General features: G+C 68.1%; 18 protein-coding genes and 4 tRNA genes. 9 read left to right on the top strand and 13 right to left on the bottom strand.

Annotation, left to right across the window (positions count from 1 at the left end):
- Positions 1-44: 44 nt before the first annotated feature.
- Both GON09_RS09365 and GON09_RS09360 read left to right on the top strand, forming a co-directional pair.
- Positions 45-1,610 carry a sensor histidine kinase gene (locus GON09_RS09365; protein ID WP_213934374.1) on the top strand — a complete coding sequence of 522 codons (1,566 nt, stop codon included), beginning with the start codon at positions 45-47 and terminating at the stop codon, positions 1,608-1,610.
- A complete protein-coding gene (locus GON09_RS09360; RefSeq protein WP_213931556.1) occupies positions 1,607-2,047 on the top strand; it encodes a response regulator in 441 nt (146 codons plus the stop codon). The genes GON09_RS09365 and GON09_RS09360 overlap by 4 nt, the downstream gene beginning before the upstream one ends.
- 78 nt (positions 2,048-2,125) lie before the next feature.
- On the opposite strand, the gene GON09_RS09355 is transcribed toward GON09_RS09360, so the two are convergent.
- The 5 genes from GON09_RS09355 to GON09_RS09335 form a co-directional block, all read right to left on the bottom strand.
- Entirely contained in the window at positions 2,126-2,503 is a 378-nt protein-coding gene (locus GON09_RS09355; protein ID WP_213931555.1) for a DUF3817 domain-containing protein, read from the bottom strand.
- Positions 2,500-2,916, bottom strand: a complete 417-nt coding sequence (locus GON09_RS09350; RefSeq protein WP_213931554.1) for a transcriptional regulator — start codon at positions 2,914-2,916, stop codon at positions 2,500-2,502. Before GON09_RS09350 ends, GON09_RS09355 begins: the two co-directional genes overlap by 4 nt.
- Before the next feature lie 68 nt (positions 2,917-2,984).
- Positions 2,985-3,069 (bottom strand) — tRNA-Leu (locus GON09_RS09345).
- Between the two features lie 28 nt (positions 3,070-3,097).
- Positions 3,098-3,589, bottom strand: a complete 492-nt coding sequence (locus GON09_RS09340; protein WP_213931553.1) for an HNH endonuclease signature motif containing protein — start codon at positions 3,587-3,589, stop codon at positions 3,098-3,100.
- The gene (locus GON09_RS09335; protein WP_213931552.1) at positions 3,589-4,128 is read right to left on the bottom strand and encodes an HNH endonuclease signature motif containing protein; all 540 of its coding nucleotides are present in this window, start codon (positions 4,126-4,128) and stop codon (positions 3,589-3,591) included. Before GON09_RS09335 ends, GON09_RS09340 begins: the two co-directional genes overlap by 1 nt.
- Before the next feature lie 403 nt (positions 4,129-4,531).
- On the opposite strand from GON09_RS09335, the gene GON09_RS09330 reads away from it, so the two are divergent.
- Both GON09_RS09330 and acpS read left to right on the top strand, forming a co-directional pair.
- On the top strand, positions 4,532-13,813 hold the full coding sequence (locus GON09_RS09330) for a type I polyketide synthase (protein ID WP_213931551.1): 9,282 nt from the start codon (positions 4,532-4,534) through the stop codon (positions 13,811-13,813).
- A gap of 17 nt (positions 13,814-13,830) precedes the next feature.
- Positions 13,831-14,229, top strand: a complete 399-nt coding sequence (gene acpS / locus GON09_RS09325; protein ID WP_213931550.1) for a holo-ACP synthase AcpS — start codon at positions 13,831-13,833, stop codon at positions 14,227-14,229.
- 18 nt (positions 14,230-14,247) lie between these two features.
- On the opposite strand, the gene GON09_RS09320 is transcribed toward acpS, so the two are convergent.
- Entirely contained in the window at positions 14,248-15,048 is an 801-nt protein-coding gene (locus GON09_RS09320) for a TetR family transcriptional regulator (RefSeq protein WP_213931549.1), read from the bottom strand.
- 179 nt (positions 15,049-15,227) lie between these two features.
- Between GON09_RS09320 and GON09_RS09315 the strand changes: the two genes are divergently transcribed.
- The gene (locus GON09_RS09315; protein WP_213931548.1) at positions 15,228-16,598 is read left to right on the top strand and encodes a dipeptidase; all 1,371 of its coding nucleotides are present in this window, start codon (positions 15,228-15,230) and stop codon (positions 16,596-16,598) included.
- Between the two features lie 20 nt (positions 16,599-16,618).
- On the opposite strand, the gene bcp is transcribed toward GON09_RS09315, so the two are convergent.
- Positions 16,619-17,092 carry a thioredoxin-dependent thiol peroxidase gene (bcp, locus tag GON09_RS09310; protein WP_213931547.1) on the bottom strand — a complete coding sequence of 158 codons (474 nt, stop codon included), beginning with the start codon at positions 17,090-17,092 and terminating at the stop codon, positions 16,619-16,621.
- A gap of 89 nt (positions 17,093-17,181) precedes the next feature.
- On the opposite strand from bcp, the gene GON09_RS09305 reads away from it, so the two are divergent.
- The gene (locus tag GON09_RS09305; protein WP_016933371.1) at positions 17,182-17,406 is read left to right on the top strand and encodes a DUF3618 domain-containing protein; all 225 of its coding nucleotides are present in this window, start codon (positions 17,182-17,184) and stop codon (positions 17,404-17,406) included.
- A gap of 166 nt (positions 17,407-17,572) precedes the next feature.
- Here GON09_RS09305 and GON09_RS09300 read toward each other — a convergent pair.
- Both GON09_RS09300 and GON09_RS09295 read right to left on the bottom strand, forming a co-directional pair.
- Positions 17,573-17,645, bottom strand: a tRNA-Lys gene (locus tag GON09_RS09300).
- 93 nt (positions 17,646-17,738) lie between these two features.
- A tRNA-Lys gene (locus GON09_RS09295) sits at positions 17,739-17,811 on the bottom strand.
- A 258-nt stretch (positions 17,812-18,069) separates the two neighbouring features.
- Between GON09_RS09295 and GON09_RS09290 the strand changes: the two genes are divergently transcribed.
- Positions 18,070-19,290: a L,D-transpeptidase gene (locus tag GON09_RS09290; RefSeq protein ID WP_213931546.1), complete on the top strand. Its 1,221-nt coding sequence runs from the start codon at positions 18,070-18,072 to the stop codon at positions 19,288-19,290.
- 17 nt (positions 19,291-19,307) lie between these two features.
- Positions 19,308-20,453, top strand: a complete 1,146-nt coding sequence (locus tag GON09_RS09285) for a lipase family protein (protein WP_244865459.1) — start codon at positions 19,308-19,310, stop codon at positions 20,451-20,453.
- A gap of 145 nt (positions 20,454-20,598) precedes the next feature.
- Here the strand turns inward: GON09_RS09285 and GON09_RS09280 are convergent.
- From GON09_RS09280 to GON09_RS09270, 3 genes are all read right to left on the bottom strand, one after another.
- Positions 20,599-20,671, bottom strand: a tRNA-His gene (locus GON09_RS09280).
- Positions 20,672-20,757: 86 nt separating this feature from the next.
- Complete coding sequence (gene orn / locus GON09_RS09275) at positions 20,758-21,357, bottom strand: oligoribonuclease (protein WP_213934372.1); 600 nt, start codon at positions 21,355-21,357, stop codon at positions 20,758-20,760.
- Positions 21,358-21,429: 72 nt separating this feature from the next.
- Positions 21,430-22,935, bottom strand: a complete 1,506-nt coding sequence (locus GON09_RS09270; RefSeq protein ID WP_213931545.1) for a flavin-containing monooxygenase — start codon at positions 22,933-22,935, stop codon at positions 21,430-21,432.
- A 271-nt stretch (positions 22,936-23,206) separates the two neighbouring features.
- On the opposite strand from GON09_RS09270, the gene GON09_RS09265 reads away from it, so the two are divergent.
- The gene (locus GON09_RS09265) at positions 23,207-24,748 is read left to right on the top strand and encodes a helicase HerA-like domain-containing protein (protein ID WP_213931544.1); all 1,542 of its coding nucleotides are present in this window, start codon (positions 23,207-23,209) and stop codon (positions 24,746-24,748) included.
- A gap of 37 nt (positions 24,749-24,785) precedes the next feature.
- Here GON09_RS09265 and cmrA read toward each other — a convergent pair whose 3' ends face one another.
- Entirely contained in the window at positions 24,786-25,592 is an 807-nt protein-coding gene (gene cmrA / locus GON09_RS09260) for a mycolate reductase (protein WP_213931543.1), read from the bottom strand.
- Between the last annotated feature and the right edge of the window lie 62 nt (positions 25,593-25,654).

Here is a 25,654-nt window from a genome sequence, read left to right as displayed (position 1 = left end):
CAACGGCGGAGGCGGGGGACACGCGTCGCCCTCCGTCCCGGGGAATGACGGTTCAGGGCTGGTTCCTGCTCGTACTGAGCGTGATGGGGCTGTTGGTGATCGTCGGCACCGTGGTGGGCAGCCATTACCTCCGAGAGACGACCGAGGCCTCCAACTACGTGCGGGATCGCATCCAGCCCGCACGAGCGGAGGCCTACCGCCTTCAAGGCGCACTTCTGAACCAGGAAACCGGTGCCCGCGGATACATCCTGGCTGCCGATCCCGACTTCCTCTCCCCGTACGAGCAGGGTAAGCAGGAGGAAGCTTCGGCCGCTGCCGAGCTGCGCGCACTGGTGGGCGACGACGAGAAGTTGCTCGCCGACCTCGAGTCGATCGAGGCGCACGCCGCCGAATGGCGGCGGGTGTATGCCGAGCCTCTTGTCGCGGCTGTGGCGCCCGGAGAGCCGCGATTCGTCGATCCGGCCGCCGTCGATGCAGGTCGTGTCGCATTCGATCGGCTCCGAGAGGCGTTCGAAGTCCAGAACACCGACCTCTTGCAGGCCAAGACGGAGGGTATCGCGTCACTGGAGGACATTCGGAGTACCCGCGATCGGATCCTTGCCGGCATGGTCGTGGTGTTCCTCCTCACCGGGGTGGGTCTCGCAGTCCTGCTCCAGGTGATCGTGGTGCGGCCGATCCAGCGTCTGCGGCAGGCATCGCGCGCCGTGATCGCAGGGGAGAACTTCGAGCGTGAGATCGAACCTCAGGGTCCCGCCGACATCTACGCCCTCGGCAGGGACGTCGAGGAGATGCGCGAGCGGATCGTGCACGAACTGCAGGTCGCGCACGATCGCGAGGAACAGTTGGAGAACCAGACGACGGAACTCCGGCGTTCGAACTCGGAACTGGAGCAGTTCGCCTACGTGGCCTCCCACGACCTGCAGGAGCCGCTCCGCAAGGTCGCCTCCTTCTGCCAACTCCTCGAGAAGCGGTACGGCGACAAGCTGGACGAACGCGGCACCCAGTACATCGCCTTCGCGGTGGACGGCGCCAAACGCATGCAGGTGCTCATCAACGATCTGCTGACCTTCTCTCGGGTCGGACGCGTCAGCGACGCGCACGTCCGCACCGAACTCGACGTGACGCTCGACGCGGCCATGACGAACATCTCCCATGCCGTCGAGGAATCCGGCGCGAAGATCGTCCGACCCGACTCCCTGCCGACGATCGTGGGCGATCCCACATTGATGATCATGTTGTGGCAGAACCTGATCGGGAACGCTATCAAGTTCCGCCACGAGGACCGGCCCGTAGAGATCCGCGTCGCCTGCGAGGAGATCGTCGAGGGAGACGACGAACTCTGGCGATTCTCCGTGCAGGACAACGGCATCGGTATCGCCGAAGAGTTCGCCGACAAGGTCTTCGTGATCTTCCAGAGACTGCACGGCCGGGACGTCTACACCGGAACCGGCATCGGTCTGGCGATCTGCCGCAAAATCGTCGAGTACCACGGTGGAGAGATCTGGCTCGACCCGCAGTACCGGGAGGGCAGTCGTTTCTGCTTTACGATTCCCAAGACAGGCGACGACATGTCTGCAACCGAAGTCGCTCTGAAAGGGGCATCTGCATGAGCGTTTCCGGGCGGCCGATCGACGTCCTCCTCGTGGAGGACGACCCCGGCGACGAATTGATGACGCGAGAAGCGTTCGAGGACAACAAGATCGGCAACACCCTGCATGTGGTGCGCGACGGCGAGGAAGCGCTCGACTTCCTCTACCGGCGCGGGGAATATGAGAACGCTCCTCGGCCCGATCTGATCCTCCTCGACCTGAACCTGCCCAAGTACGACGGGCGGCAGGTCCTCGAGCAGGTCAAGTCCGACAACGACCTCACCGACATTCCCGTGGTGGTTCTCACCACCTCGGCCGCGGAGGAGGACATTTTGCGCAGCTACAGACTTCATGCCAACGCGTACGTGACGAAACCGGTCGACCTCGATCAGTTCATCCGCGCGGTGCGTCAGATCGACGAATTCTTCGTCCAGGTGGTGCGCCTGCCGCGACGCTGAGCTCGCACACGGCCATAGACGAGATCGGGCGGATCCTTCGAGAAGGATCCGCCCGATTCGTGTTCGAGGGGTGGTGGCTCAGACCCCGAAGTCGGCCTTCACCTGCTGGGTGCGCTTGTGTTCGACGAAGAACGACAGGAACGGAATCGTTCCTGCGAGAAGCGTCCACACCGTGCGGGCGATCGGCCAGCGCACCTTGATCGACAGATCGAAGGTGAGCACCAGGTAGATCGCGTACACCCAGCCGTGCACGATCGCGATCCAGGCCGGCACGTTCTCGACGCCGATGATGTACTTGGCGACCATCTCACCGGTGAGGATCAACAGCCAGATGCCGGTCGCGTAGGCGAGCACGCGGTAACGCAGCAGGGCGGAACGGATCTTCTTCCGGTCGGCATCGCTGACGACGCGCGGTGTGGTGGCCTGGCCGGACGCCTGCTCGGGGGTGGTGCTCACTGAGCGCTCCTATCGGACCTGCGCGCGAGTTGCGCGAGGTACTCGTTGTACTCGTTGATCTGCCGTGCGTCGGGATCCGCGGCCTCCTGCTCGCGTGCCTCGGCGAGCGTGCGCGGACGGGTGGGAAGAAGATCCTCGGGAATCTCGGTGGGCTCGTCCGGTTCGGACGGGCGTCGCCCTCCGGTGCTCTCGGCTTCCTGCTCCTCCGCCTCGAGGCGCACGAAGCGGCGGTAGGCGTAGACGCAGAAGAAGGCGAAGGCGGGCCACTGGAGTGCGTACCCGAGATTCTGGTAGGTGCCGCCCACTGCTTCGAAGGCGGTCCACTGCCAATAACCGAGGCCGAGGCATCCGGCCGTGGCCACCAGGACCAGGATGATCAGGGCCAACCGGCGGGGAGGGCGATGCTCGGACACGCCCTCGACGGTACCCGAACGGTGCACCGACCTGCCAAGACGGTCGGTGCACCGTGGGTGAGGTCACGTGGTGCGCGAGGGGGGACTCGAACCCCCACGTCCGAAGACACGGGTACCTAAAACCCGGGCGTCTGCCAATTCCGCCACTCGCGCCAGACCTCAGCAGGATACGGCATGGCCGTCACTCCGGGGCCACACGGAGTTGTACGTTCCGTCCGGCCCAGGTGGGCGTCTGGCTGTGGCAGTTGGGGCACAGGAAGCGGAGGTTCTCCGGGCGGGAATCGTTCGGGTTCCCGTCGATGTGGTCGACGTGCAAGGTGAGTGGCCTTCCATTCCACTCGGGGTCGGTGCCGCACCGGGTGCACCGGTAGGGGCGTCCGTACTCGACGAGCGCCCGTCGGAGCTGATTCGGTTTCGTGCGCCTGGATCCGCGTGGTTTCTCGATGAGGAGGTCCTGCCACTCGTGACGGACGTACGGTCTGCGCTCGGTCGTCCTGGGCCGTCCGGTGAAGTGGGACGTGTCGATGCCGAGGGCGCGGATCCGGCGGCTCAGATGCGTGTGGTGCCCGCCGTTGGGTTTGAGGCCGAAGTACCGCATGACCTCGGCGAAGTTGACGCAGTTCCGAACTGCTTCCTGCAGCATCTCCTCGCTGTACTTGACCGGCCGCGCCATCACGCCGCCTCGTCGGGTTCTGCTCCGATTCGATCGGGAGTCCGCTCGGGGGACTCGCCGAGAACACGACGTGCGTTCCTGCCCGCCCAGGTCGGCGTCTGGCTGTGGCAGTTGGGGCACAGGAAGCGAAGGTTTGGTGGTCGGGAGTCGTTCGGACTGCCGTCGACGTGATCGATGTGGAGCGCCAGCGGAGATTCGAGCCATTCCGGTCCGATGCCGCACATCTCGCACTCGTGTGCGCGACCGTATTCGAGGAGTGCGCGCCTGAGCACTCTGGTCTCCTTCCGGTTCGAGCCGACCGGTGCGACCGTGAGCACGTCCGACCAGTGCAGCCGGTTCCGGGCCGGTCGTCCTTTCTGGTGGGCCATGCCCCGGAAGTGGGACGTGTCGATTCCGTAGGCCTCGATCCGTCGTTTGACGACGACGTAACTACCTCCGCCCGCCCGCAGTCCCAGATAGCGGAGAACACCCGCAGTGCTGATGGACGCAGCCACCGCTTCCTCCAGAAGTTCCTTTGTGTACCCGATCCGCTTCCCCATCTCGCCCCCGATTTCGAATGTCTGTTCGATCCGACGAAAGGTTAGCCGTGGGCGCCGACACGTTGTCGATCTTGCGATGCACGATCCGCGAGACCCGTCAATAGATAACGATTTGATAACGAAAAACGTGAGGGATTCCTCGGGTTCATGGACGTCCACGCATCGACGCAGCCAGGAGTGATTCGGGTTACCGACCAGTTACTTTCGAGCGGTCGTGTGAGCGAAATCACTGGTGGGGGAGGTGCCCAGCAAACTGCGCGAAACAAAACATGAGGAACCCCTCATGATTTTGTGCGAACCTGGGCGTGCCCGAACAGCGGACCACTAGTCCAGCAGCACACCGGCGCGCAGCGCTGAAACACGAAGCCTCGACGCCGGGGTGTTCAGGAGAGGAACCACACGCGTGACGATCGACGAGACCACACCAGGCGACAACGGACGGAACTCGAAGGCATCACGACGCACCACCGATCGGTCCACGGCAGCCGCTCCGGCCCGTGCCCTGGTCGACAAGCTCCTCGCGGGTGAGCCCTACGCGCTCGCCTTCGGCGGCCAGGGTGCCCCCTGGCTCACCTCGCTCGAGGAGCTCAGCCGCGACAACGGACTCGAACCGGTCCTCACCGACCTGGTCAACCGCGCTGCCGGGCACCTCGCCCCGGTCGCGAGCGATCTTGTCGTGGTCCGCCCGACGGGCTTCGACCCCGTCGCATGGATCCTCGAGGCCGAACTCGCCGACGAGGATGACGCGCCCGCCGGTCCGTCCGAGGCCGCTCTCACCTCCGCCGCCGTGTCGCTCCCCGGTGTCTTCCTCACCCAGGTCGCGGCACTGCGCGCGCTCGCGAACCAGGGCCTCGACGTCGACTCCGTCGCGCCGAGCGCGGTCATCGGCCATTCGCAGGGCGTCCTCGCCGTCGAATCCGTCGCCGCCGCGGGCCGCAAGGACGCCGAGATCCTGGCGATCGCCCAGCTCATCGGTGCCGCCGCGACCCTCATCGGCCGTCGCCGCGGCCTGATCTCCGGCGCCGGCAAGTACCCCATGCTCGCGGTCGCCGGCGTCGACCCGGAGCGCCTGCGCGCGATCGTCGCCGAGGTCTTCGAAGGCCAGGACGCCGAGCGCAGCGCCGTCGTCGCCATCCGCAACGCTCGTCGGCGCGTCGTGCTGTCGGGTCCTCCCGCAGCACTCGAGCGCGTGCAGCAGCGCTGCGAGCAGATCTCGGCCGACGAGACCCGCGAGCGCGAGGCCAAGAAGCGCGGCGGTGCGGTCTTCGCCCCGACCTTCGAACCCGTCGCGGCCGAGGTCGGCTTCCATCACCCCGCCTTCGCCGACGCCGTCGAGCAGGTCGCCGATTGGGCCGCCCGCTGCGAGCTCGACGCCGAGCTCGCGCGTTCGCTCGCGGACGCGATCCTCGTCGCCCCGATCGACTGGGTCGAGCAGGTCGACTCCGCCGTCGCGTCCGGTGCCTCGTGGATCCTCGACCTCGGTCCGGGTGAACTCCTCACCCGTATGACCAGCTCGGGTCTGCGTGGTCAGGGCGTCGGCATCATCGCCGCCGCGACCCGCGGTGGTCAGCGCAATCTCCTCACCCCGGGCGCAGAGCCCGAGGTTCCGCGTGCCTGGTCGGAGTTCGCTCCGAAGCCGGTCGCGCTGCCCGACGGCCGCATCGCCGTCGAGACGTCCTTCACGCGCCTGACGGGCCGCTCGCCGATCCTGCTCGCGGGCATGACGCCCACGACCGTCGATCCGAAGATCGTCGCCGCAGCCGCGAACGCCGGCCACTGGGCCGAGCTCGCCGGGGGCGGTCAGGTCACCGAGCAGATCTTCGCCGACCACGTCGCCGAGCTGACCGAACTGCTCGAGCCGGGTCGCGCCGTCCAGTTCAACTCGATGTTCCTGGATCCGTACCTGTGGAAGCTGCACGTGGGCGGCAAGCGCCTCGTACCCAAGGCCCGGGCGGCCGGTGCGCCCTTCGACGGTGTCGTCGTCACCGCCGGTATCCCGGAGCTCGACGAGGCAGTGCAGATCATCTCCGATCTGCGTGAAGCCGGCATCGAGCACATCGCGTTCAAGCCGGGCACGGTCGCGCAGATCCGTTCGGTGATCCGCATCGCGAACGAGGTTCCCGACTACCCGGTCATCGCCCACATCGAGGGTGGTCGCGCCGGTGGTCACCACTCGTGGGAGGACCTCGACGACCTGCTCCTCGACACCTACGCGGAGCTGCGTACGCGCCCGAATCTGGTGCTGTGCGTCGGCGGTGGCATCGGTACGCCCGAGAAGGCCGCCGAGTACCTGACCGGCCGCTGGTCGACCGTCTACGGTTTCCCGGCGATGCCGCTCGACGGCATCCTTGTCGGCACCGCCGCGATGGCGACCCTCGAGGCCACCACGGCCCCCGAGGTCAAGCAGCTTCTCGTCGACACCCCCGGCACACCCGACTGGGTCGCTGCCGGCACCGCGACCGGCGGTATGGCCTCCGGCCGCAGCCAGCTCGGCGCCGACATCCACGAGATCGACAACGCCGCCTCGCGTACGGGCCGCCTCCTCGACGAGGTTGCCGGTGACGCGGACGCCGTGGCCGCGCGCCGCGACGAGATCATCGAGGCCCTGAACGGAACGGCGAAACCGTACTTCGGTGACCTCGACACCATGACCTACCTGCAGTGGCTCGAGCGCTACCTCGAGTTGGCGGTCGGCACGGACAACGGTGCCGAGTTCGACTGCGGCACCGATCTGGCGGACGTCCTCGCCGAGGCCCACACCAGCCCGTGGCTGGACGTGTCGTGGCGTGAGCGTTTCCGCGACATGCTGCAGCGCGCCGAGGCTCGTCTGCATCCCGTCTGCCGGGGCCCGATCCCGACGCTGTTCGACGACGACGCGGTGCTCGAGCGCCCGTACGCCGCGATCAAGTCGCTGCTCGCGCAGTACCCCGACGCGGGCGATGTCGTGCTGCACCCCGCCGATGTGCCGTTCTTCGTGTCGCTGTGCCGCACGCCCGGCAAGCCCGTGAACTTCGTCCCCGTCGTCGACCAGGACGTGCGCCGCTGGTGGCGTTCGGACTCGCTGTGGCAGGCCCACGACCCGCGGTATTCCGCCGACCAGGTGTGCGTGATCCCCGGCACCGTCGCCGTCGCCGGCATCACCCGTGTCGACGAGCCGGTCGGTGAACTCCTCGACCGTTTCGAGAAGGCCACGGCCGATGAGCTCGTCGCCGAGGGTGCAGACCCGGTGGAGCTCGCCGCGCGTCGCCATCGCGACATCGCGCCGGGCCTGCTCGACGCCGTGCTGTCCTCACCCGACGTCTCGTGGGCGGGTCGCCAGACCCGCAACCCGATCCACCGTCTCGGTGATCTGGACGAGTGGACCGTCGAGTCGGAGACCGCTGCCTCGCATGCCCCGACGGGTGCGACCCTGACGATCCTCGACGACGATCACGTCGGTCTGCGTGTGCCGCTGGTGCGCGACAAGGCCGTCGAGATCCGCCTGACCGTGCCCGCCTCGGTCGTCTCCGGTGGTGCGCCCGTCGTCACCGAAGCCGACGCCGACGCGTCGATGTCGGCTCTGCTCGGTGTCGCCGCCGGTCAGGAACTCCCGGAGGTCAGGAAGGGCGCTGCCCGCATCACTCTGGGCTGGCTGCCGGAGAAGATCGCCGACCACGCCGGTGTCACCGGTTCGGGTCTGCCCGCGAACCTGACGCCGGGTGGCAACGGTGTGCCCGACGTGCTCGTGGGTGCCTGCTGGCCGGCCGTCTTCGCCGCGCTCGGTGCCGCCCGCACCGAGACCGATCTCTCGGTCATCGAGGGCATGCTCGACCTGGTCCACCTGGATCACGCGATCGACGTGAAGAACGGCCTGCCCACCGAGCCCGCCTTCCTGGGCGTCAAGGCCGAGGTCACGAGTGTCTCCGACACCGATCTGGGTCGCGTCGTCGAGGTCGATGTGGTCATCACCGCCGACAGCGGCGACGGCTCGGGCGACCGGGTCGTCGCGACGCTCGCCGAGCGTTTCGCGATCCGCGGCCGCACCGGTACCGCCGAACTCGCCGACCCGGTCCGCGCCGGTGGTGCCCTCAGCGATGCCGTCACCGACACGCCGCGTCGCCGTCGTCGCGATGCCGTGATCGTCGCCCCGACCGACATGAGCGCGTTCGCGAAGGTCTCGGGCGATCACAACCCGATTCACACCTCCGACAACGCCGCGCTGCTTGCCGGCCTCGGAACGCCGATCGTGCACGGCATGTGGCTGTCCGCCGCTGCCCAGCAGGTCGTCACCGCCATCGAGCAGGACGCGAAGCTGCCGGTCCGTCGTCTGACCTCCTGGACCGCTCGCTTCCTGGGCATGGTCCGTCCGGGCGCGAAGATCGACGTGCGTGTCGACCGCATCGCCACCGACGGCGGCGCCGAGGTCGTCGAGGTGGGCTGCCGCGTCGACGGCGACCTGGTGATGGTCGCGACCGGCCGTATCGCCGCTCCGAAGACCGTCTACGCCTTCCCGGGTCAGGGCATCCAGCGTCCCGGCATGGGTCTCGACGCCCGTGCCCGCTCGAAGGCCGCCCGCGAGATCTGGGAGCGCGCCGACAAGCACACCCGTGAGGCCCTCGGCTTCTCGATCCTCGCCGTGGTCCGCGACAACCCGACGGTCCTCAAGGCCCGCGGGGTCACCCACAAGCACCCCGACGGCGTGCTGCACCTGACCCAGTTCACGCAGGTCGCCATGGCGACCCTCGGGGTCGCGCAGATCGCCGAGCTGAAGGAGGCCGGTGCGTTCGTCGAGGACGCCTTCCTGGCCGGTCACTCGGTGGGCGAGTACAACGCTCTCGCCGCGGTCGCCGGTGTGCTTCCGCTCGAGGCCGTCCTCGAGGTCGTCTTCCAGCGCGGTTCCGCGATGCACGCTCTGGTGCCGCGCGACGAGCAGGGCCGCTCGAACTACCGCATGGCCGCGATCCGGCCGTCGCAGTTCGGTCTGGACGACGCGGATCTGCAGGCCTTCGTCGCCGGTGTCGCCGCCGAGACAGGGGAGTTCCTCGAGATCGTCAACCTGAACCTGCGCGGTTCGCAGTACGCGATCGCCGGCACGGTCGCGGGTCTCGAAGCCCTCGAATCCGTGATCGAGCGCAAGGTCGCAGAGTTCGGTGGCAAGCGCGCGTTCATCCTGGTTCCGGGCATCGACGTGCCGTTCCACTCGACCGTGCTGCGCGGCGGTGTCGACGACTTCCGCGAGCGTCTGCTGGCGCTGCTGCCGCAGGAGATCGACCCGAACATCCTCATCGGCCGGTACATCCCGAACCTCGTCCCGAAGCCGTTCAACCTGGGACGTGAGTTCATCCAGGAGATCGCCGACCTGGTGCCCTCGCAGCCGCTCGCCGACGTCCTCGCGGACTTCGACCGTTGGTCGGCCAAGCCGGTCGAGCTCACCCGCGTGGTGCTCGCCGAGCTGCTGGCCTGGCAGTTCGCGTCGCCGGTGCGCTGGATCGAGACCCAGGACCTGCTGTTCGCCGACGAGACCGACGGTGGTCTCGGTGTCGAGCGGTTCGTCGAGGTCGGCCTCGGTGGTGCTCCCACCGTCGCGAACCTCGCGTCGCAGACGCTGAAGCTGCCCGGTCGTTTCGGTCAGCCCGTCGAGGTGCTCAATATCGAGCGTGAGGCGTCGATCGTGTACTCGACCGACACCGATCCGGCTCCGGTCGAGGACGACGAGCCGGCCGCACCGGCCGCCGAGTCCGCACCTGCCGCTGCTGCGACCCCGGCGCCCGCCGCGGCTCCCGCTGCGCCGGCCGGTGGCCCGACCCCGGACGACATCGCGTTCAAGGCTGCCGACGCCACCAAGGTGCTCATCGCCCTGTGGACGAAGCTCCGCCCGGATCAGATCGGCCCCGCCGACACGATCGAGGCCCTGTGCGACGGCGTGTCCTCGCGCCGCAACCAGCTGCTCGTCGACCTCGGTTCCGAACTGTCGCTCGGCGCGATCGACGGTGCCGCCGACGCCGACATGGGTGCCCTCGCCGGCACGGTCGACCGTCTCGCCCGCACCTACCGCCCCTTCGGCCCGGTGCTGTCGGACTCGATCAACGACCACCTGCGCAAGGTGTTCGGCCCATCGGGCAAGCGTCCCGCCTACATCGCCGACCGCGTCACCAAGGTGTGGGGTCTGGGCGAGGGCTGGGCATCGCACGTCACCGCGGAAGCTGCCCTCGGCAGCCGCGACGGCGCGTCCGTCCGCGGTGGTGACCTCGGTGGCCTGACCGACGGCGGTCTGGCGGATGCCGCTTCGGTCGACAAGCTGATCGACGCCGCCGTGCAGTCGGTCGCCTCGCGTCGCGGAATCGCCGTGTCGATGCCGTCCGCCGGTGGCGGCGGGGGAGCCACTGTCGACGCCGCTGCACTCGGCGAGTTCGCCGAGCAGATCACCGGCCGCGACGGGGTGCTCGCCAACGCCGCACGCCTCGTGCTCGAGCAGCTCGGCCACACCGAGCAGGTCTCGGGCCTGGCAGACAAGGCCGACGACGAACTCGTCGACCGCGTGTCGGCGGAGCTCGGCTCCGACTGGCCGCGCCTCGTGGCGCCCGCCTTCGACGAGCGCAAGGCCGTCCTGATCGACGACCGCTGGGCCACCGCCCGTGAGGACCTGGCGCGCGTCTGGCTCGGGGAGCAGCTCGGGAGCGAGCGGTTCACCGGCGCCGGTCGGACCGTCGCCGCACACGCCGAGTTCTGGGGCCGCAAGGCCACCGACGCGGGTCGCGCGGACCTCGCGCAGGCCTACGCCGCGATCGCCGAGGCCGCAGTCGTCACCGAGGGTGCCGAATACGCGGACGAGGTCGCCGTGGTCACCGGCGCCAGCAAGGGCGGTATCGGCGCAGCCGTGGCCGCGAAGCTGCTCGCCGGCGGCGCGACGGTCGTCGTCACGACCTCCTCGCTGAACGACAGTCGTCTCGGCTTCTACAAGGAGCTCTACGCACGCAACGCCCGCGCCGGCGCTGCCCTGTGGGTGGTTCCCGCGAACATGGCGTCCTACAGCGACGTCGATGCTCTGATCGAGTGGATCGGCACCGAGACTGTCGAGGTCGCCGGTGGCGCGAAGAAGCTGATCAAGGATGCGCTCACCCCGACGCTGCTCTTCCCGTTCGCCGCGCCGCGCGTGGCGGGTTCGCTCGCCGACGCGGGTGCGCGCGCCGAGATGGAGATGCGGGTGCTGCTGTGGTCGGTCGAGCGACTGATCGCCGGCCTGTCGAAGATCGGTTACGACCGGGACGTCGACACCCACCTGCACGTCGTGCTGCCCGGGTCGCCGAACCGCGGCAAGTTCGGTGGCGACGGCGCCTACGGTGAGGCCAAGGCCGCACTCGACGCGGTCATCAACCGCTGGAGCGCCGAGCGCACCTGGGCCGAGCGCGTCACCCTGGCCCACGCCCTCATCGGCTGGGTGCGCGGCACGGGCCTGATGGGCGGCAACGACCCGCTGGTCGACGCCGTCGAGGCTGCCGGTGTCCGCACCTGGTCGACGGACGAAATGGCCGACGAGCTGCTGAAGCTGGTCGGACCGGAAGCCACGCGTCTCGCTGCCGAGGCTCCGCTCGTCGCGGACCTGACCGGTGGACTGTCCGAGGTGGACGTCGACCTGCCGGCGCTCGCGAAGCAGGCGCAGGACGCGGCCGACGCCGTCGAGGAGACCGAGGACGACACCGCGACCATCGCGGCGCTGCCCGAGCCTCCGCGCGCCGAGGCGCTGCCGACCCCCGAATGGGGCACGGTCACCGCCGACCTCGCCGACACGGTCGTCATCGTCGGTGCCGGTGAGCTCGGCCCCTACGGCTCCGCTCGCACCCGCTTCGAGATGGAGGTCGACGAAGAACTGTCGGCCGCCGGGGTGCTCGAACTGGCGTGGGTCACCGGTCTGATCGGCTGGGAGAACGATCCGAAGCCCGGCTTCTACGACACCGAGACCGGTGAGCTGGTGCCCGAGGCGGAGATCGCCGACCGCTACCACGACGCGGTGGTCGAGCGTTGCGGCATCCGCCGCTACGGCGACGACGGCGCGATGATCGACAACACGGCGCCGCTGCTCACCTCGGTCTTCCTCGACAAGGACCTGTCCTTCGTCGTGGGCTCCGAGGCCGAGGCCCGGGCGTTCGTCGACTCCGATCCGGAGAACACGGTCGCCGCGGTCGACGCCGAGTCGGGCGATTGGACCGTCACCCGCAAGGCCGGCACCGAGATCCGCGTGCCGCGCAAGGCGAAGCTGACCCGCACGGTCGGCGGCCAGATCCCGACCGGCTTCGACGTCACGAAGTGGGGCATCCCCGCCGACATGGCGGACTCGGTGGACCGGGTGGGGCTGTGGAACATCGTCACCACGGTCGACGCCTTCCTCACCGGTGGCTTCACCCCGTCCGAGCTGCTGCGCTGGGTGCACCCGTCGATGGTCGCCAACACGCAGGGCACCGGCATGGGTGGCATGTCGTCGATGCGGTCGCTCTACATCGACACCCTGCTCGGCGAGTCCCGCGCGAATGACATCCTGCAGGAGGCCCTGCCGAACGTCATCGCCGCGCACGTCGTCCAGTCGTACGTCGGTGGTTACGGCGCGATGGTGCACCCGGTCGCGGCATGCGCCACGGCTGCGGTCTCCGTCGAAGAGGGCGTGGACAAGATCAAGCTCGGCAAGGCCGATCTGGTCGTCGCCGGTGGCTTCGACGATCTCGGTATCGAGGGCATCATCGGCTTCGGTGACATGTCCGCGACCGCGAAGTCCGAGGACATGCAGGCCAAGGGCATCAGCGATCGTCGCTTCTCCCGCGCCAACGACCGTCGTCGCGGTGGATTCGTCGAGTCGGCCGGTGGCGGCACCATTCTGCTCGCCCGCGGCGATGTCGCGCTCGAAATGGGACTGCCGGTGCTCGGTGTGGTCGCTTGGGCGGGTTCGTTCGCCGACGGTGTGCACACCTCCATCCCGGCGCCCGGCATCGGTGCGCTCGGTGCGGGTCGCGGTGGACGCGAGTCGGGCCTGGCGAAGGAACTGCGCAAGCTCGGCCTCACGGCCGACGACATCGCGGTGATCTCCAAGCACGACACCTCGACCGCGGCCAACGACCCGAACGAGGCCGAGCTGCACGAGCGTCTGGCCGGTGCGCTGGGCCGCAGCGAGGGCAACCCGATGTTCGTGGTCTCGCAGAAGTCGCTGACCGGTCACGCCAAGGGTGGCGCCGCCGCCTTCCAGCTGATCGGCCTGTGCCAGGTTCTCGCGCAGGGTGTGGTTCCGCCGAACCGCAGCCTCGACTGTGTCGACGAGAAGATGGCGGAGTTCGAGCACCTGGTGTGGCCGCGCACGCCGATCCGTTTCGGCGAGCAGCTCCCGCTCAAGGCGGGTCTGCTCACGAGCCTCGGATTCGGGCACGTGTCGGGTCTGATCGCGGTGGTCCATCCGCAGGCGTTCGTCGAGGCGATCCCGGCCGAGCGTCGGGAGGCCTACCTGGCCAGGGCTGCCGAGCGCACCGTCGCCGGCAAGCGTCGCCTGGTGGACGCGATGACCGGTGGAGCGTCGCTCTACCAGCGGCCCGCGGATCGTCGCCTCGGTGGCGATCATGTGCCGGCAGCGGCCACGCGTCAGCTCGAAGCGGACATGCTGCTCTCGGCGGAGGCGCGTCTCGGTGACGACGACGTGTACCGCTCGGGTCTTCCCGGCTGCAAGTAGACGGGTAGCACCAGCGGATGGGAGTTGCGGGTGTCGGGTTCGACCTCGTGTCGGTGCCGGAGTTCGCCGAACAGCTGAGTCGTACGGGTACGACGATGCTGGCGAACTTCACACCGGGTGAGCGTCGCGACGCGAACACCCGCAGCTCCGATCCTGCCCGTCACTTCGCCGCCCGCTGGGCGGCGAAGGAGGCGGTGATCAAGGCGTGGTCGGCATCGCTGTTCGGCAGCCCACCGGTGCTGCCCGAGACCATTCATCAGCAGATCGAGGTGGTCTCGGACGCGTGGGGTCGTCCGAGCATCCGGCTGCACCGGGAGGTCGCGGAGAAGCTGACCGGCGTACGGATCCATGTGTCGTTGACTCACGACGGTGACATGGCCGGCGCGTTCGTCGTCCTCGACGAGGTCGGCGACTGAGGGACGAAGATGTGGGGATCAGGCCGAGGGAGCGCGAGCTTCCTCGGCCTGATCCGTTTCGGTCTCCTGCCGGTCGGCCTGTTCGCGTGCGGATTCCTCGCGTTCCTCGCGGCGTCGGCGTCGCTTGGCCTGCGCGCGGGAATCCTGTTCGGCGATCTGCAGATAGGCGACCATGATCCGCTTGAGTTCGACGACGGCGTCGGCGTGGGTCTGGTCGTCCTGCACCGAGAAGTTGAGCATCGAGTACACGATGTGGACGAGCACCTCGGCCATGAGCTTGCGGCGCGGCCGCGGGGTGTCTGGCGTGAGCGGCGCGAGCATCCGGGCGACCTGCTCGGCGAACTCACGTTCGTGGATGGCGCCGGTGGCGCGGGTGGACGGGGTGGACTGCATCGCGAGCCAGACCTCGCGCCGGGACGGATCTGTGGTCCACAGCCCGGCGAGGTGGTCGACGAAGCTGTTGAGGAAGCGCAACCAATCGACCGAGGGGATCTTGCCGTTGAATTGGGCGAGCTCGCTCTGGACTCCGACGAGATCCTGCCGGTTGAGTTCGCACACGATCACGTACTTGTTGGCGAAGAACTGGTAGAGGGTGCCGATCGGAACGTCGGCGCGGGACGCGACCTCTTCACAGGTGAAGGACTCGAAGCCGACCTCGGTGAGCAGTTCACGCGAGGCCGCCAGCAGGGCGTCGAACTTGCGGCGGCTCCGCTCCTGGGTGGGCCGCCGACGCGGCACGAGCTCCTGGGGCTCGGCCTGAACCTCGAGCGCCGGATCGATCCGGCGCGGGGCGCGGCGGCCGTTCGTTGCTGACTCCACGCGCCCAGGCTAGCCGTATGGCATGTCTTTACCGAATACTTGCTGTGAGTCAGAGTGTCAGAAATGGAAATCCGGCGCCCGGAACGGGACTCGTCCGCTCGATCGGGGGCCGTCCTGTCCGGATGCGTCCCATTCGGACAATCCTAGGATGGCGGCAGAACCTCGACGGATGGAGAGCAATGGACAGCGTGGACACCGACGCGACGCAGCGCATCCGGGAGCGGATCCGAGGCGCGATGCCGGCCGCGCGGGACGACCTCGCCCGGCTCGTCGCATACCGCTCCGTCGCAGACCCGCGCCAGTTCCCGAGGGAGGAATGCGTCGGCGCGGCGAACTGGGTGCGAGATGCCTTCGCCGAGGCAGGAATCGAGAACGTCGAGACGATCGAGACCTCCGACGGCTCGCTCGCCGTGCTCGGCCACACGCCCGCACCCGAGGGCGCCCCGACCGTGCTGCTCTACAGCCACTACGACGTTCAGCCACCCGGCGAAGAATCGCTCTGGCACAGCGAGCCCTTCACCCTCACCGAACGGGGCGGTCGCTGGTACGGCCGCGGTGCCGCCGACTGCAAGGGCAACGTCGTCATGCACCTGCTCGCACTGCGGGCGCTACGCGAGGACGGCCCGCTGCCCGTCGGTGTCCGCATCGTCATCGAGGGCTCGGAGGAGATGGGCGGGGCCGGACTCGACCACCTCGTCGCCGAGCGACCCGAGTTGTTCGACGCCGACCTCATCGTGATCGGCGACAGCGGCAACACCGAGGTCGGCCGGCCCACCCTCACCACCACGCTGCGGGGCATCGCGAACGTCGACGTGCATCTCGAGACGTTGAAAGGCGAGGTCCATTCCGGAATGTACGGGGGAGCGGCCCCCGACGCGCTGGCCGCACTCGTCCATCTGCTCGGCACCCTGCGCGACGACCACGGCAACACCGTCGTCGACGGACTCGACTGCACCGCCACCTGGGACGGTGTCCCGTACCCCGAGGACCGTTTCCGCGCCGACGCGGGCGTGCTCGAGGGCGTCTCGCTGCCCACCTCCGGCACCGTCGCCGACGCGGTCTGGGCGCGACCGGCACTGACCGTCCTCGGGATCGACGCCCCGCCCGTCGTCGGATCGGCCGCGGCGGTCGTGCCGCGGGCGTCCGCGCGCCTGAACCTGCGCGTGCCGCCCGGCATCGACGCCCGCACCGCACAGGACGCACTCGTCGCGCACCTCGAGGCGCACGTGCCGTGGGGAGCGCACCTGCGCATCGACCGCGACGTCCTCGGCGAACCTTTCCGTGCGGCGACGGACGGGCCCGGTTACGCGGCGCTGCGAGCCGCGCTCGGGACCGCCTACGGCCGGGAGGTCGGGACCGCCGGACAGGGCGGCTCGATCCCGCTGTGCACCGCACTGCAACGCGCGGTGCCGCGGGCCGAGATCGCCCTGATCGGCGTCGAGGAACCGCGGTGCGTCATCCACGCGCCGAACGAGAGCGTCGACCCCACCGAGATCGAGAATCTCGCGGTGGCCGAAGCGCTGTTGCTGACCTCACTGGCGACGGGGTAGCGGCCGGCCGGCCCGAACGGTCAGACCGACAGGTCGCGGCGCAGCTTCGCCACGTGCCCGGTCGCGCGGACGTTGTATTGCGCGACCTCGATCTTCCCGTCCTCGTCGACGAGGAAGGTGGACCGGATGACGCCGGTGACGGTCTTGCCGTACATCTTCTTCTCGCCGAAGGCACCCCACGCCCGGAGGACGGTCTTCTCGGGATCCGACAGCAGCGGGAAGGTCAGCTGTTCGGCGTCGCGGAACTTGGCGAGCTTGGCCGGTTTGTCGGGCGAGATGCCGATCACGTCGAGGCCTGCCTCGTTCAGTTCGGCGAGGCTGTCGCGGAAGTCGCACGCCTGCTTCGTGCATCCCGGGGTGCTCGCGGCGGGGTAGAAGTACACGATGACCTTGTGTCCGCGATGGTCCGACAGCGACACCTCGTTGCCGTCGGCGTCGGGAAGGGTGAAATCGGGGGCGGGATCGCCGGGGGCGAGTCTGCTGTTCTCCGTCATGATGGCGACAGTAGTGGACCGTGCAGCCATTCCCGGCGCGCGTCCATTACCGTGGTCGCAGCACACTGCAGCGACCTTCTGGAGGACACGTGGCTAGGGACACCGAGGACATCGAGCGGGAGATCGAGAAGGCCCGCAATCAGCTCGCGAGCACACTCGACGAACTGAGCGTCCGCGCCAACCCGAAGAATCTGGTGGCGAGCACGAAGCAGACCCTCCTGGCGAAGGTGAACCAGCCGCAGGTGAAGAAGTACGCGGCGATCGCGGCCGGCACGGTCGTCGGATTGCTGGTGCTGCGCAGGATCCTGCGCTGACCTTCGCGCTCCACCGCTTCACAGGGCACCCACGTCGACTCGGCGTGGGTGTTCTCGTTCCGAGGGGCAGAGCGGCAGAGTCCAGGGGACAGTGCCGCCTCGACAGCACAGTCGGCCGCGAACGGCGAAGGCCGGACACCGTTTCCGGTGTCCGGCCTTCGTGTTGTGCGCCATCAGGGACTCGAACCCCGAACCCGCTGATTAAGAGTCAGCTGCTCTGCCAATTGAGCTAATGGCGCGTGGCGGTGTGTCTCCCGGTCGCCGTCTTGACGGAGGGGACGGTGTGACCGCCAGAACGAAGGCCGGACACTGGGTGCCCGGCCTTCGTGTTGTGCGCCATCAGGGACTCGAACCCCGAACCCGCTGATTAAGAGTCAGCTGCTCTGCCAATTGAGCTAATGGCGCTTGACGATCTGTTCCCGGGATGCCGTCCCAGCAACGAAGAGAACATTACACACCGTCTCGCGACGTACCAAATCGGCTGGTCAGCATGTTTTCGGTAAGGTCGTGGCCGTAACGGATCGGGCGCTCGGAACGATTGTCATTCGAACGTTACCGGCGTACGGGGGAGTCGCGTCGGGTCGGCCGCAACCGGGGCTGGCATCATCGTGTTCGGTGTTGTGACGTGCGTTTTCGGTGCCTTGGGGGAGGCGGGATCGGAGTATGACAGTGGCGGAATCGAGTGCGAGGAACCCCCGGAGTCGTCGGGTGCGAGGGATCCTCGGGGTGGTCGTCGTCGGCGTTGTGGCGTTCGTCACCGGATGCGCGGGCGGCTCGGGTTCGGGTGCCGAGGAGGTGCCCATCGACTCCAATCCCGTGGCCGCGCTGATCAAGCCGACGGTGTCGTCGAGTGTGGCCGACGGCTCGGTCGGCTTCTCACCGATCGACCCGGTGACGGTCTCGGTCGTCAACGGCAAGCTCGATTCGGTGACCCTGCTCAACCCGGCGGGGGAGCCGGTGCAGGGTGAACTCGCCGCCGACGGACTCACCTGGGTGAACACCGAACCGCTCGGCTACAACCGCTCCTACACACTCGAGACCGTCGCGTACGGACTCGGCGGCGCGACCACCTCGACCGCGTCGTTCACCACGTCGTCGCCCGCGAATCTCACCCAGCCCTATGTGTTGCCCGGTGAGGGCTCGATCGTGGGCATCGGTCAGCCGATCGCCGTGCAGTTCGACGAGAACATCCCGGATCGGCTCGCGGCCGAATCGGCCGTCATCGTCACCACGAACCCTCCGGTCGAGGGCGCCTTCTACTGGGTCAACAACCGCGAGGTGCGGTGGCGCCCGGAGAACTACTGGACTCCCGGCACCACCATCACCGTCGACGTGAACGTCTACGGCAAGGATCTCGGCGACGGCCTCTTCGGCCAGTCCGACGTCCATTCGTCGTTCACCATCGGCGATGCGGTGGTCATCACCGCGGACGACGCGACGAAGCAGGTCACCGTCACTCGCAACGGCGTCGACGTCATCACGATGCCGACGTCCTTCGGCAAGGACTCCACGCCCACCCCGAACGGCGTCTACATCATCGGCGACCGGTTCGAGAACATGATCATGGACTCGTCCACCTACGGTGTCCCCTCCGACTCGGCGCAGGGCTACCGCACCCCGGTGGAGTGGGCGACGCGGATGTCCTACAGCGGCATCTTCTTCCACTCCGCCCCGTGGTCGCTCGGCGACCAGGGTGTCCGCAACGTCAGCCACGGCTGCCTGAACCTGAGCCCCGCCAACGCGAAGTGGATCTTCGACAACACCAAGCGCGGCGACATCGTCGTGGTCCGCAACACGGTCGGCGGTACTCTCCCCGGGACGGACGGACTCGGTGACTGGAACATCCCGTGGTCCACGTGGAAGGCCGGTAACGCTGCGGCGTGACGGGTGGAGGGGGATCGATGACCGTTCGGGGGCGATGGTTGCGCGCCGCGTTCTGCGGTGCCGTGCTGCTCGCGTCGCTGACGCCGTCGGGGGTCGCGGCGGCTCCGGTCGCGTCGTCGACCGCTCCGACGCCGGGTGCGGTCGTCTCACAGCAGCCGCTGCCCGACGAAGTGTCGTTGCCAGGCATAGCCACAGCCACGAAGCTCGAATACCGCACCGAGTGGCGGTCGGGAGAGCCGACCGTCGCCACCGGTGCGTTGTTCCTGCCCGAGGGTGACGCACCCGAGGGTGGCTGGCCCGTCATCGCGTGGGCTCACGGCACGACCGGAGTGGGCGACGACTGCGCACTCACGACCCGCACACCGCGGTCCGATCTGGAGCGCACCTATCTGCGGCACTGGCTCGACTCCGGCTACGCGATCGTCTCCGCCGATTTCCCGGGTCTCGGCTCCGAAGGTCTCCATCGTTACCTCGACGGCCCCAGCGCCGCGAACAGCATCGTCGACATCGTCCGGGCGGCCCGTGCGGGCGGGGCACCGCTGTCCGAGCGGTGGCTCGTGATGGGCCAGTCGCAGGGAGGGCACGCGGCGCTGCACACCGCCGCGATCGCGACCTCCCGGGCACCCGAACTCGACTTCCGCGGAACGGTCGCCACGGGCGCGCCGGCGAATCTCGAGCGGGCGTTCACGATCGGTGTGCCGGGCTTCCCGGATCCCGGGCTGTGGGGCCTGGTCAGCTTCAGCGGCTACATCTTCGCCGGGCTGCGCGATGCCTACCCCGAGGCCGACGTCGACGGCTTCCTGACCCCCGTCGGCAGGGAGGTCGTCGATCGGGCCGAAGAGCTGTGTTACGACGATCTCGAGGAGTCGGTGCGCGACATCCGGGTCGGCGAGCTGCTCGCGCGTCCGTTGGCCGAGGACCCCATGCCGGCGCTGCTCGCCGACTATCTCGCCGCTCCGGCGAACGGATACGACCGGCCGGTGTTCCTCGCGCACGGCGTCCACGATGTGATGGTCCCCCTGCCGCTCTCTGCAGCGCTCGCCGCCGACATGAAGGCCGCAGGGGTGGATGTCGACTATCGCGTCTACATGTCCGGGCACTACACGACGGTGGAGCGCTCCCTGGCCGACGTCGATGCGTTCGTGGCCCGCTCGTTCGAGTAGTAGACCGGCTTCGCGTCCCGAACCGCGTCGTGCGCGCGTTGCATCGGCGGCGAACCCCGGTTCGGCGCGCGAGGAACCGCTGTGCGTGAAAACCCCCTGTGAACGAGAAAACCCCGATCGGAAATCCGATCGGGGTTTTCTTCGGGGTGAGTGACGGGACTCGAACCCGCGACAGCCAGGATCACAACCTGGTGCTCTACCAACTGAACTACACTCACCATCGCATCCGCCGGCAACCTCTCGGTCGCTTGCGCCTGCGGTACAGATACTAGCCTGACGATGACGAAAAAGACGAATCGGCTGGTCAGGCCGGCCCCAAGTCCTTCACGACGGCTGCGAGGTCGGCCGGCGTGGGGCCGGGAGGCGCCACGAAGGCCGTGCGCCGGTAGTAGCGCAGTTCGCGGATCGACTCCTTGATGTCGGCGAGCGCCCGGTGCGACAGTCCCTTCTCCGGCTGGCCGAAGTAGATGCGCGGATACCAGCGCCGGCACAGTTCCTTGATCGAGCTGACATCCACCATGCGGTAGTGCAGGTAGTTGTCGAGCTCGGGCATGTCGCGGGTGATGAACGCGCGGTCGGTCGCGATGGAGTTGCCCGCCAGCGGAGCCGTGCCGGCCTCGGAGACGTGCTCGCGGATGTACGCGAGGACCTGCTTCTCGGCCTCGGCGAGGCTGACCGTCGAGCGCCGCACCTCTTCGGTGAGCCCGGACCGTTCGTGCATCTGCTGCACGACCTCCGGCATGTCGGCGAGGGCGTCGTCATCCGCGTGGATGACGATGTCCACGCCCTCGCCGAGCACGTTGAGATCACTGTCGGTGACCAGAGCTGCGATCTCGATCAATTTGTCGCTGCCGAGACGCAGCCCGGTCATCTCACAGTCGATCCATACGAGTTTGTCCTGCACGACAGACAGACTAGCCATCGGACGCGCACCCATGAGGGGCGGCATCGAGGGCCGGAGACGAAATGCCCGACATCACGCCTTGACGGGGACGGTGCGTGATGCGGCCGGGCGGACCGGGCGACGCGCGGCCGGGGCACGGTGCCGGCCGATCGTCCGGCCTTCACCGGTCCCGTTCTGCAGGCCGGTCCCGTTCTGTACTGCCGTCCCGCGCTGCACCGAACCGTTGCGGGTGAAATCCTGACCCAGGAAGGTCTCGGGGGAATCGTCCAGGATCTCCATCCACGGCGCCGGCAGCGGCGGAGCGAGGGTGCCGGTCAGCGTCGAGGCGTAGCTCTTGTTGCGGTACCCCATGATGTCGCTCTTCTTGTCCTTCTTCCACTGCTTGAACACCTCGCCCTGGCGTTCGACATGGAACTCGGGGTAGTCGGTGCGGTCGACGAGATCGCGGATGTAGGCGGCCTGGAAGTCGATGTCCTCCACCGGCGACGACAGCTTCTCCTCGCGTGCCCGCCACAGGTCGATGTCCTTCTCGCGGGTGTCGACGTCGGGCAGGTCGACGCGGCCGAGCATGACGTCGCGGGCGTACCAGGCCTGCGCGTCGAACATGTTGAACGTGAAGTACTGGTCTTGCGCGCCGAGGTACATCAGCCGAGGGTTGCGCTGGAAGAAGATGCCCTTGTAGATGTCGCGCGGGTACAGCCGGTTGTTGGTGCGCAGCGACAGTTCGTCGGGCAGGAACGGGTAGTGGTGCTTGTAGCCCGTGCACAACACGATGGCATCGACCTCGCGTGTGCTGCCGTCCTGGAAGTGGGCGACCTTGCCGTCGACGTGGGTGAGCAAAGGCACCTCGGAGAACTGCTCGGGCCAGTCGTGGCCCATGGGTGCCGTGCGATAGCTGAAGGTGACCTGTTCGGCGCCGTACTTGACGCACTGGGTGCCGATGTCCTCGGCCGAGTAGCTGCTGCCCACGAGGAGCAGGCGCTTGCCGGTGAACTCGCGGGCATCGCGGAAGTCGTGGGCGTGCAGTACGCGTCCCGGGAACCGGTCGAGACCCTCGAAATGGGGAACGTTCGGGGTGGAGAAGTGGCCGGTCGCGACGACGACGTAGTCGAATTCGTCGGATTCGAGCACGCCGCGGCTGTGATCCATCACCGTCACGGTGAACTTCTGCGTCTCGTTCGACCAGTCGACCCACCGCACTGCGGTGTTGAACCGGATGTACTTGCGCACGTCGCTCTTCTCGACACGGCCCATGATGTAGTCGAGGAGGACAGCGCGCGGAGGGTACGACGGGATCGGGCGGCCGAAGTGCTCCTCGAAGGAGTAGTCGGCGAACTCGAGGCACTCCTTGGGGCCGTTGGACCACAGGTAGCGGTACATGCTCGCGTGGACGGGCTCACCGTTCTCGTCGAGTCCCGTGCGCCAGGTGTAGTTCCACATTCCGCCCCAGTCGGGCTGCTTCTCGTAGCAGACGATGTCGGGGATCTGCTCCAGACCGGCCTTTCGGGCTGCTTCGAATGCGCGCAGCTGCGCGAGTCCACTGGGACCTGCTCCGAGAATGGCGATCTTGGGCGTCAATGTGTTTCTCCTGTGCTCGTGAAATGTTGTGCGTGGTTCGTTGCTAGCACACGTCGTTGTTTTTGCGAACGACCGTCGCTCCGTCGACGCTTCGGATTCTCTTCAAGAACGTGCAGGTCAGTGCGGGTAGCGGCGCGAACTCTCCCGCGACGTCGGTTGTGAGAGGAATCACTGTAATGCGACAATTCTGGCGCTCGATAGAAATGGTCCTTCCGCGACATGACGGGCCGGTACCGTCACGGTGGGCAGGTCGACGCCGGAGGGGGCGAGCATGACCGGGAACCCGGAAGTTTCCAGTGCGGCCATCGCGTCCGGATACGACGTGATCGGCGAGGCGCTCGAACTGGGAAGTGTCGTTCTCGACGGCGTCGCCGACCCGGACGCGCAGGTGCGCATCCCACTTGCCACGATCAACCGTCACGCTCTCGTCGCCGGTGCCACCGGCACGGGCAAGACCAAGACCCTGCAGGTGATGGCGGAACAATTGTCGTCGGCGGGAGTTCCGGTGGTGGTGGCGGACGTCAAGTCCGATCTGTCGGGCCTGTCCGCTGCGGGCGAGCCGGACGAGGACGTGCTCACCCGGGCGGCCGACACCGGGGACGAAGAATGGACCCCGACGGGGCATCCCGTGGCCTTCTACTCGATCGGCACCGACGGCGTCGGCATCCCGGTCCGTGCCACCGTCACCTCCTTCGGTCCGATCCTGCTCTCGAAGGTGCTCGGCCTCAACGCGACCCAGGAATCGACGCTCGGACTGATCTTCCATTGGGCCGACCGCAACGGACTTCCGCTGCTCGACCTCGCCGACCTGCGGCAGGTGATCCGGCACCTGACGAGCGAGGACGGACGCGACGCACTCGACGAACTCGGCGCCGTATCGCCCGCGACCGCCGGTGTGATCCTCCGTGCCGTCGTCAACCTGGAGAACGCGGGTGGAGACGGATTCTTCGGGGAACCCGAACTCGAGGTCGAGGACCTGCTGCGGGTGACCGGCGGTCAGGGCACGATCAACCTGTTCGAGTTCGGCGACGAGGCCACTCGCCCCACTCTGTTCTCGACGTTCCTGATGTGGTTGCTCGCCGACCTGTTCCAGTCGCTACCGGAGGTCGGCGACGTCGACAAACCCCGGCTCGTGTTCTTCTTCGACGAGGCGCACCTGCTCTTCGCCGACGCGTCGAAGGCGTTCTTGCAGCAGATCGAACAGACCGTGAAGCTCATCCGGTCCAAAGGGGTGGGCGTGGTCTTCTGCACGCAGCTGTCCACCGACATCCCCCGGAGCGTGCTGTCGCAGCTCGGCGCGCGGATCCAGCACGCGCTGCGCGCATTCACACCCGAGGACGAGGCTGCGCTCGCGAACGTCGTGCGCACCTTCCCGAAGACGGACGCCTACGACCTCGCCGAGGCCCTGACCGGCCTCGGTACCGGCGAAGCGGTCGTGACGGTCCTGTCAGAGCTGGGCGCGCCGACGCCCGTCGCCTGGACGCGTCTGCGACCGCCGCGTTCGCTGATGGGCACGGTGGGGGAGAGCGCGATGCGCGCGTCGGCGCAGGCGAACCCGCTGTACGGGAAGTACGGCCGCACCATCGACCGGGAATCGGCGTACGAGAAGCTCACCGCGTCGGTGGTCGGGGCGACCGATGTCGAGCCCGTCCCGGACGGGCCGGCGCAGGCGCCGGACGAAGCCGAGACATCAGTGGTGGAGCAGGTGCTCGGCAGCGCGGCGGTGCGCAGCTTCATCCGTTCGGCGGCGTCCGCGGCCGGACGCGAGATCGGCCGCAGCCTGTTCGGCACGGGACGCCGCCGAAGGCGGTGAGTGGTGAAGTATTGCTGCCGCCGACGGCGGTGACCTGTCAGTTGCCGCCGAGCTTCTTGTAGAACGCGCCGGCGACCGGAGCCGAGATCGAGCGCGGCGAGAACTGACCGGCGGCCGACATGGCCTTGCTGATCACGCCGGGCACGATGCGCATCCGGTTCGCGGCGAGCGCGTCGAGCGACACCTTCGCGGTGTGCTCGCTCGAGATCCACAGGAAGTCGGGGACCAGCTTGTCGACGATCGACGCCTCGGCCGGGTCGGGCTCCTCGGTGCGTACCGGACCGGGGGCGAGCAGCGTGACGTGCACGCCGGTGCCCTTGAGTTCGCCGCGCAGCGACTCGGAGAAGGTGTTCACGAATGCCTTCGTGGCGGCGTAGGTGGCGTTGTTCGGGATCGGCATGTTGCCGGCGGCCGAACCGACCATCAGGATCGCGCCGGAGTTCCGCTCGACCATCTGCGGCAGCACCGCGAGGGTGAGGTCGTGCACAGCGACGGCGTTGAGTTCGACCTGTGCCCGCTCGTAGGCCGCGTCGAGTTCGGCGACCGCACCGAAGGTCGCGATGCCGGCGTTGTTGCACAGGATGCTGATGCGACGGCGTCCGAGTTCGTCGACGAGCGGTATCCGCGCGTCGCGGTCGGACAGATCGCATGCGCGCACCTCGACGGTCACGCCGTGCTTCGCGCGCAGAGTCTCGGCGAGGGCCTCCATGACCTCTCCGCGGCGGGCGACCAGGATCAGTGAGTGGCCGCGGGCGGCGAGTTCGGTAGCGAGGGCCTCACCGATGCCGGAGGACGCTCCGGTGACGACGGCACGGGCATCGGGATGGGGATTCGGCAGAGTCACAGTGGGTCAGCGTAGCGGCAGGCGCGCAGCGACGGCCGGGCCGCGCCCCGACCGTGTGGATC

This window comes from Rhodococcus sp. B50, from assembly GCF_013602415.1.
Lineage (GTDB): Bacteria > Actinomycetota > Actinomycetes > Mycobacteriales > Mycobacteriaceae > Rhodococcus.
This window is presented reverse-complemented; position numbering and strand designations above follow the sequence as displayed.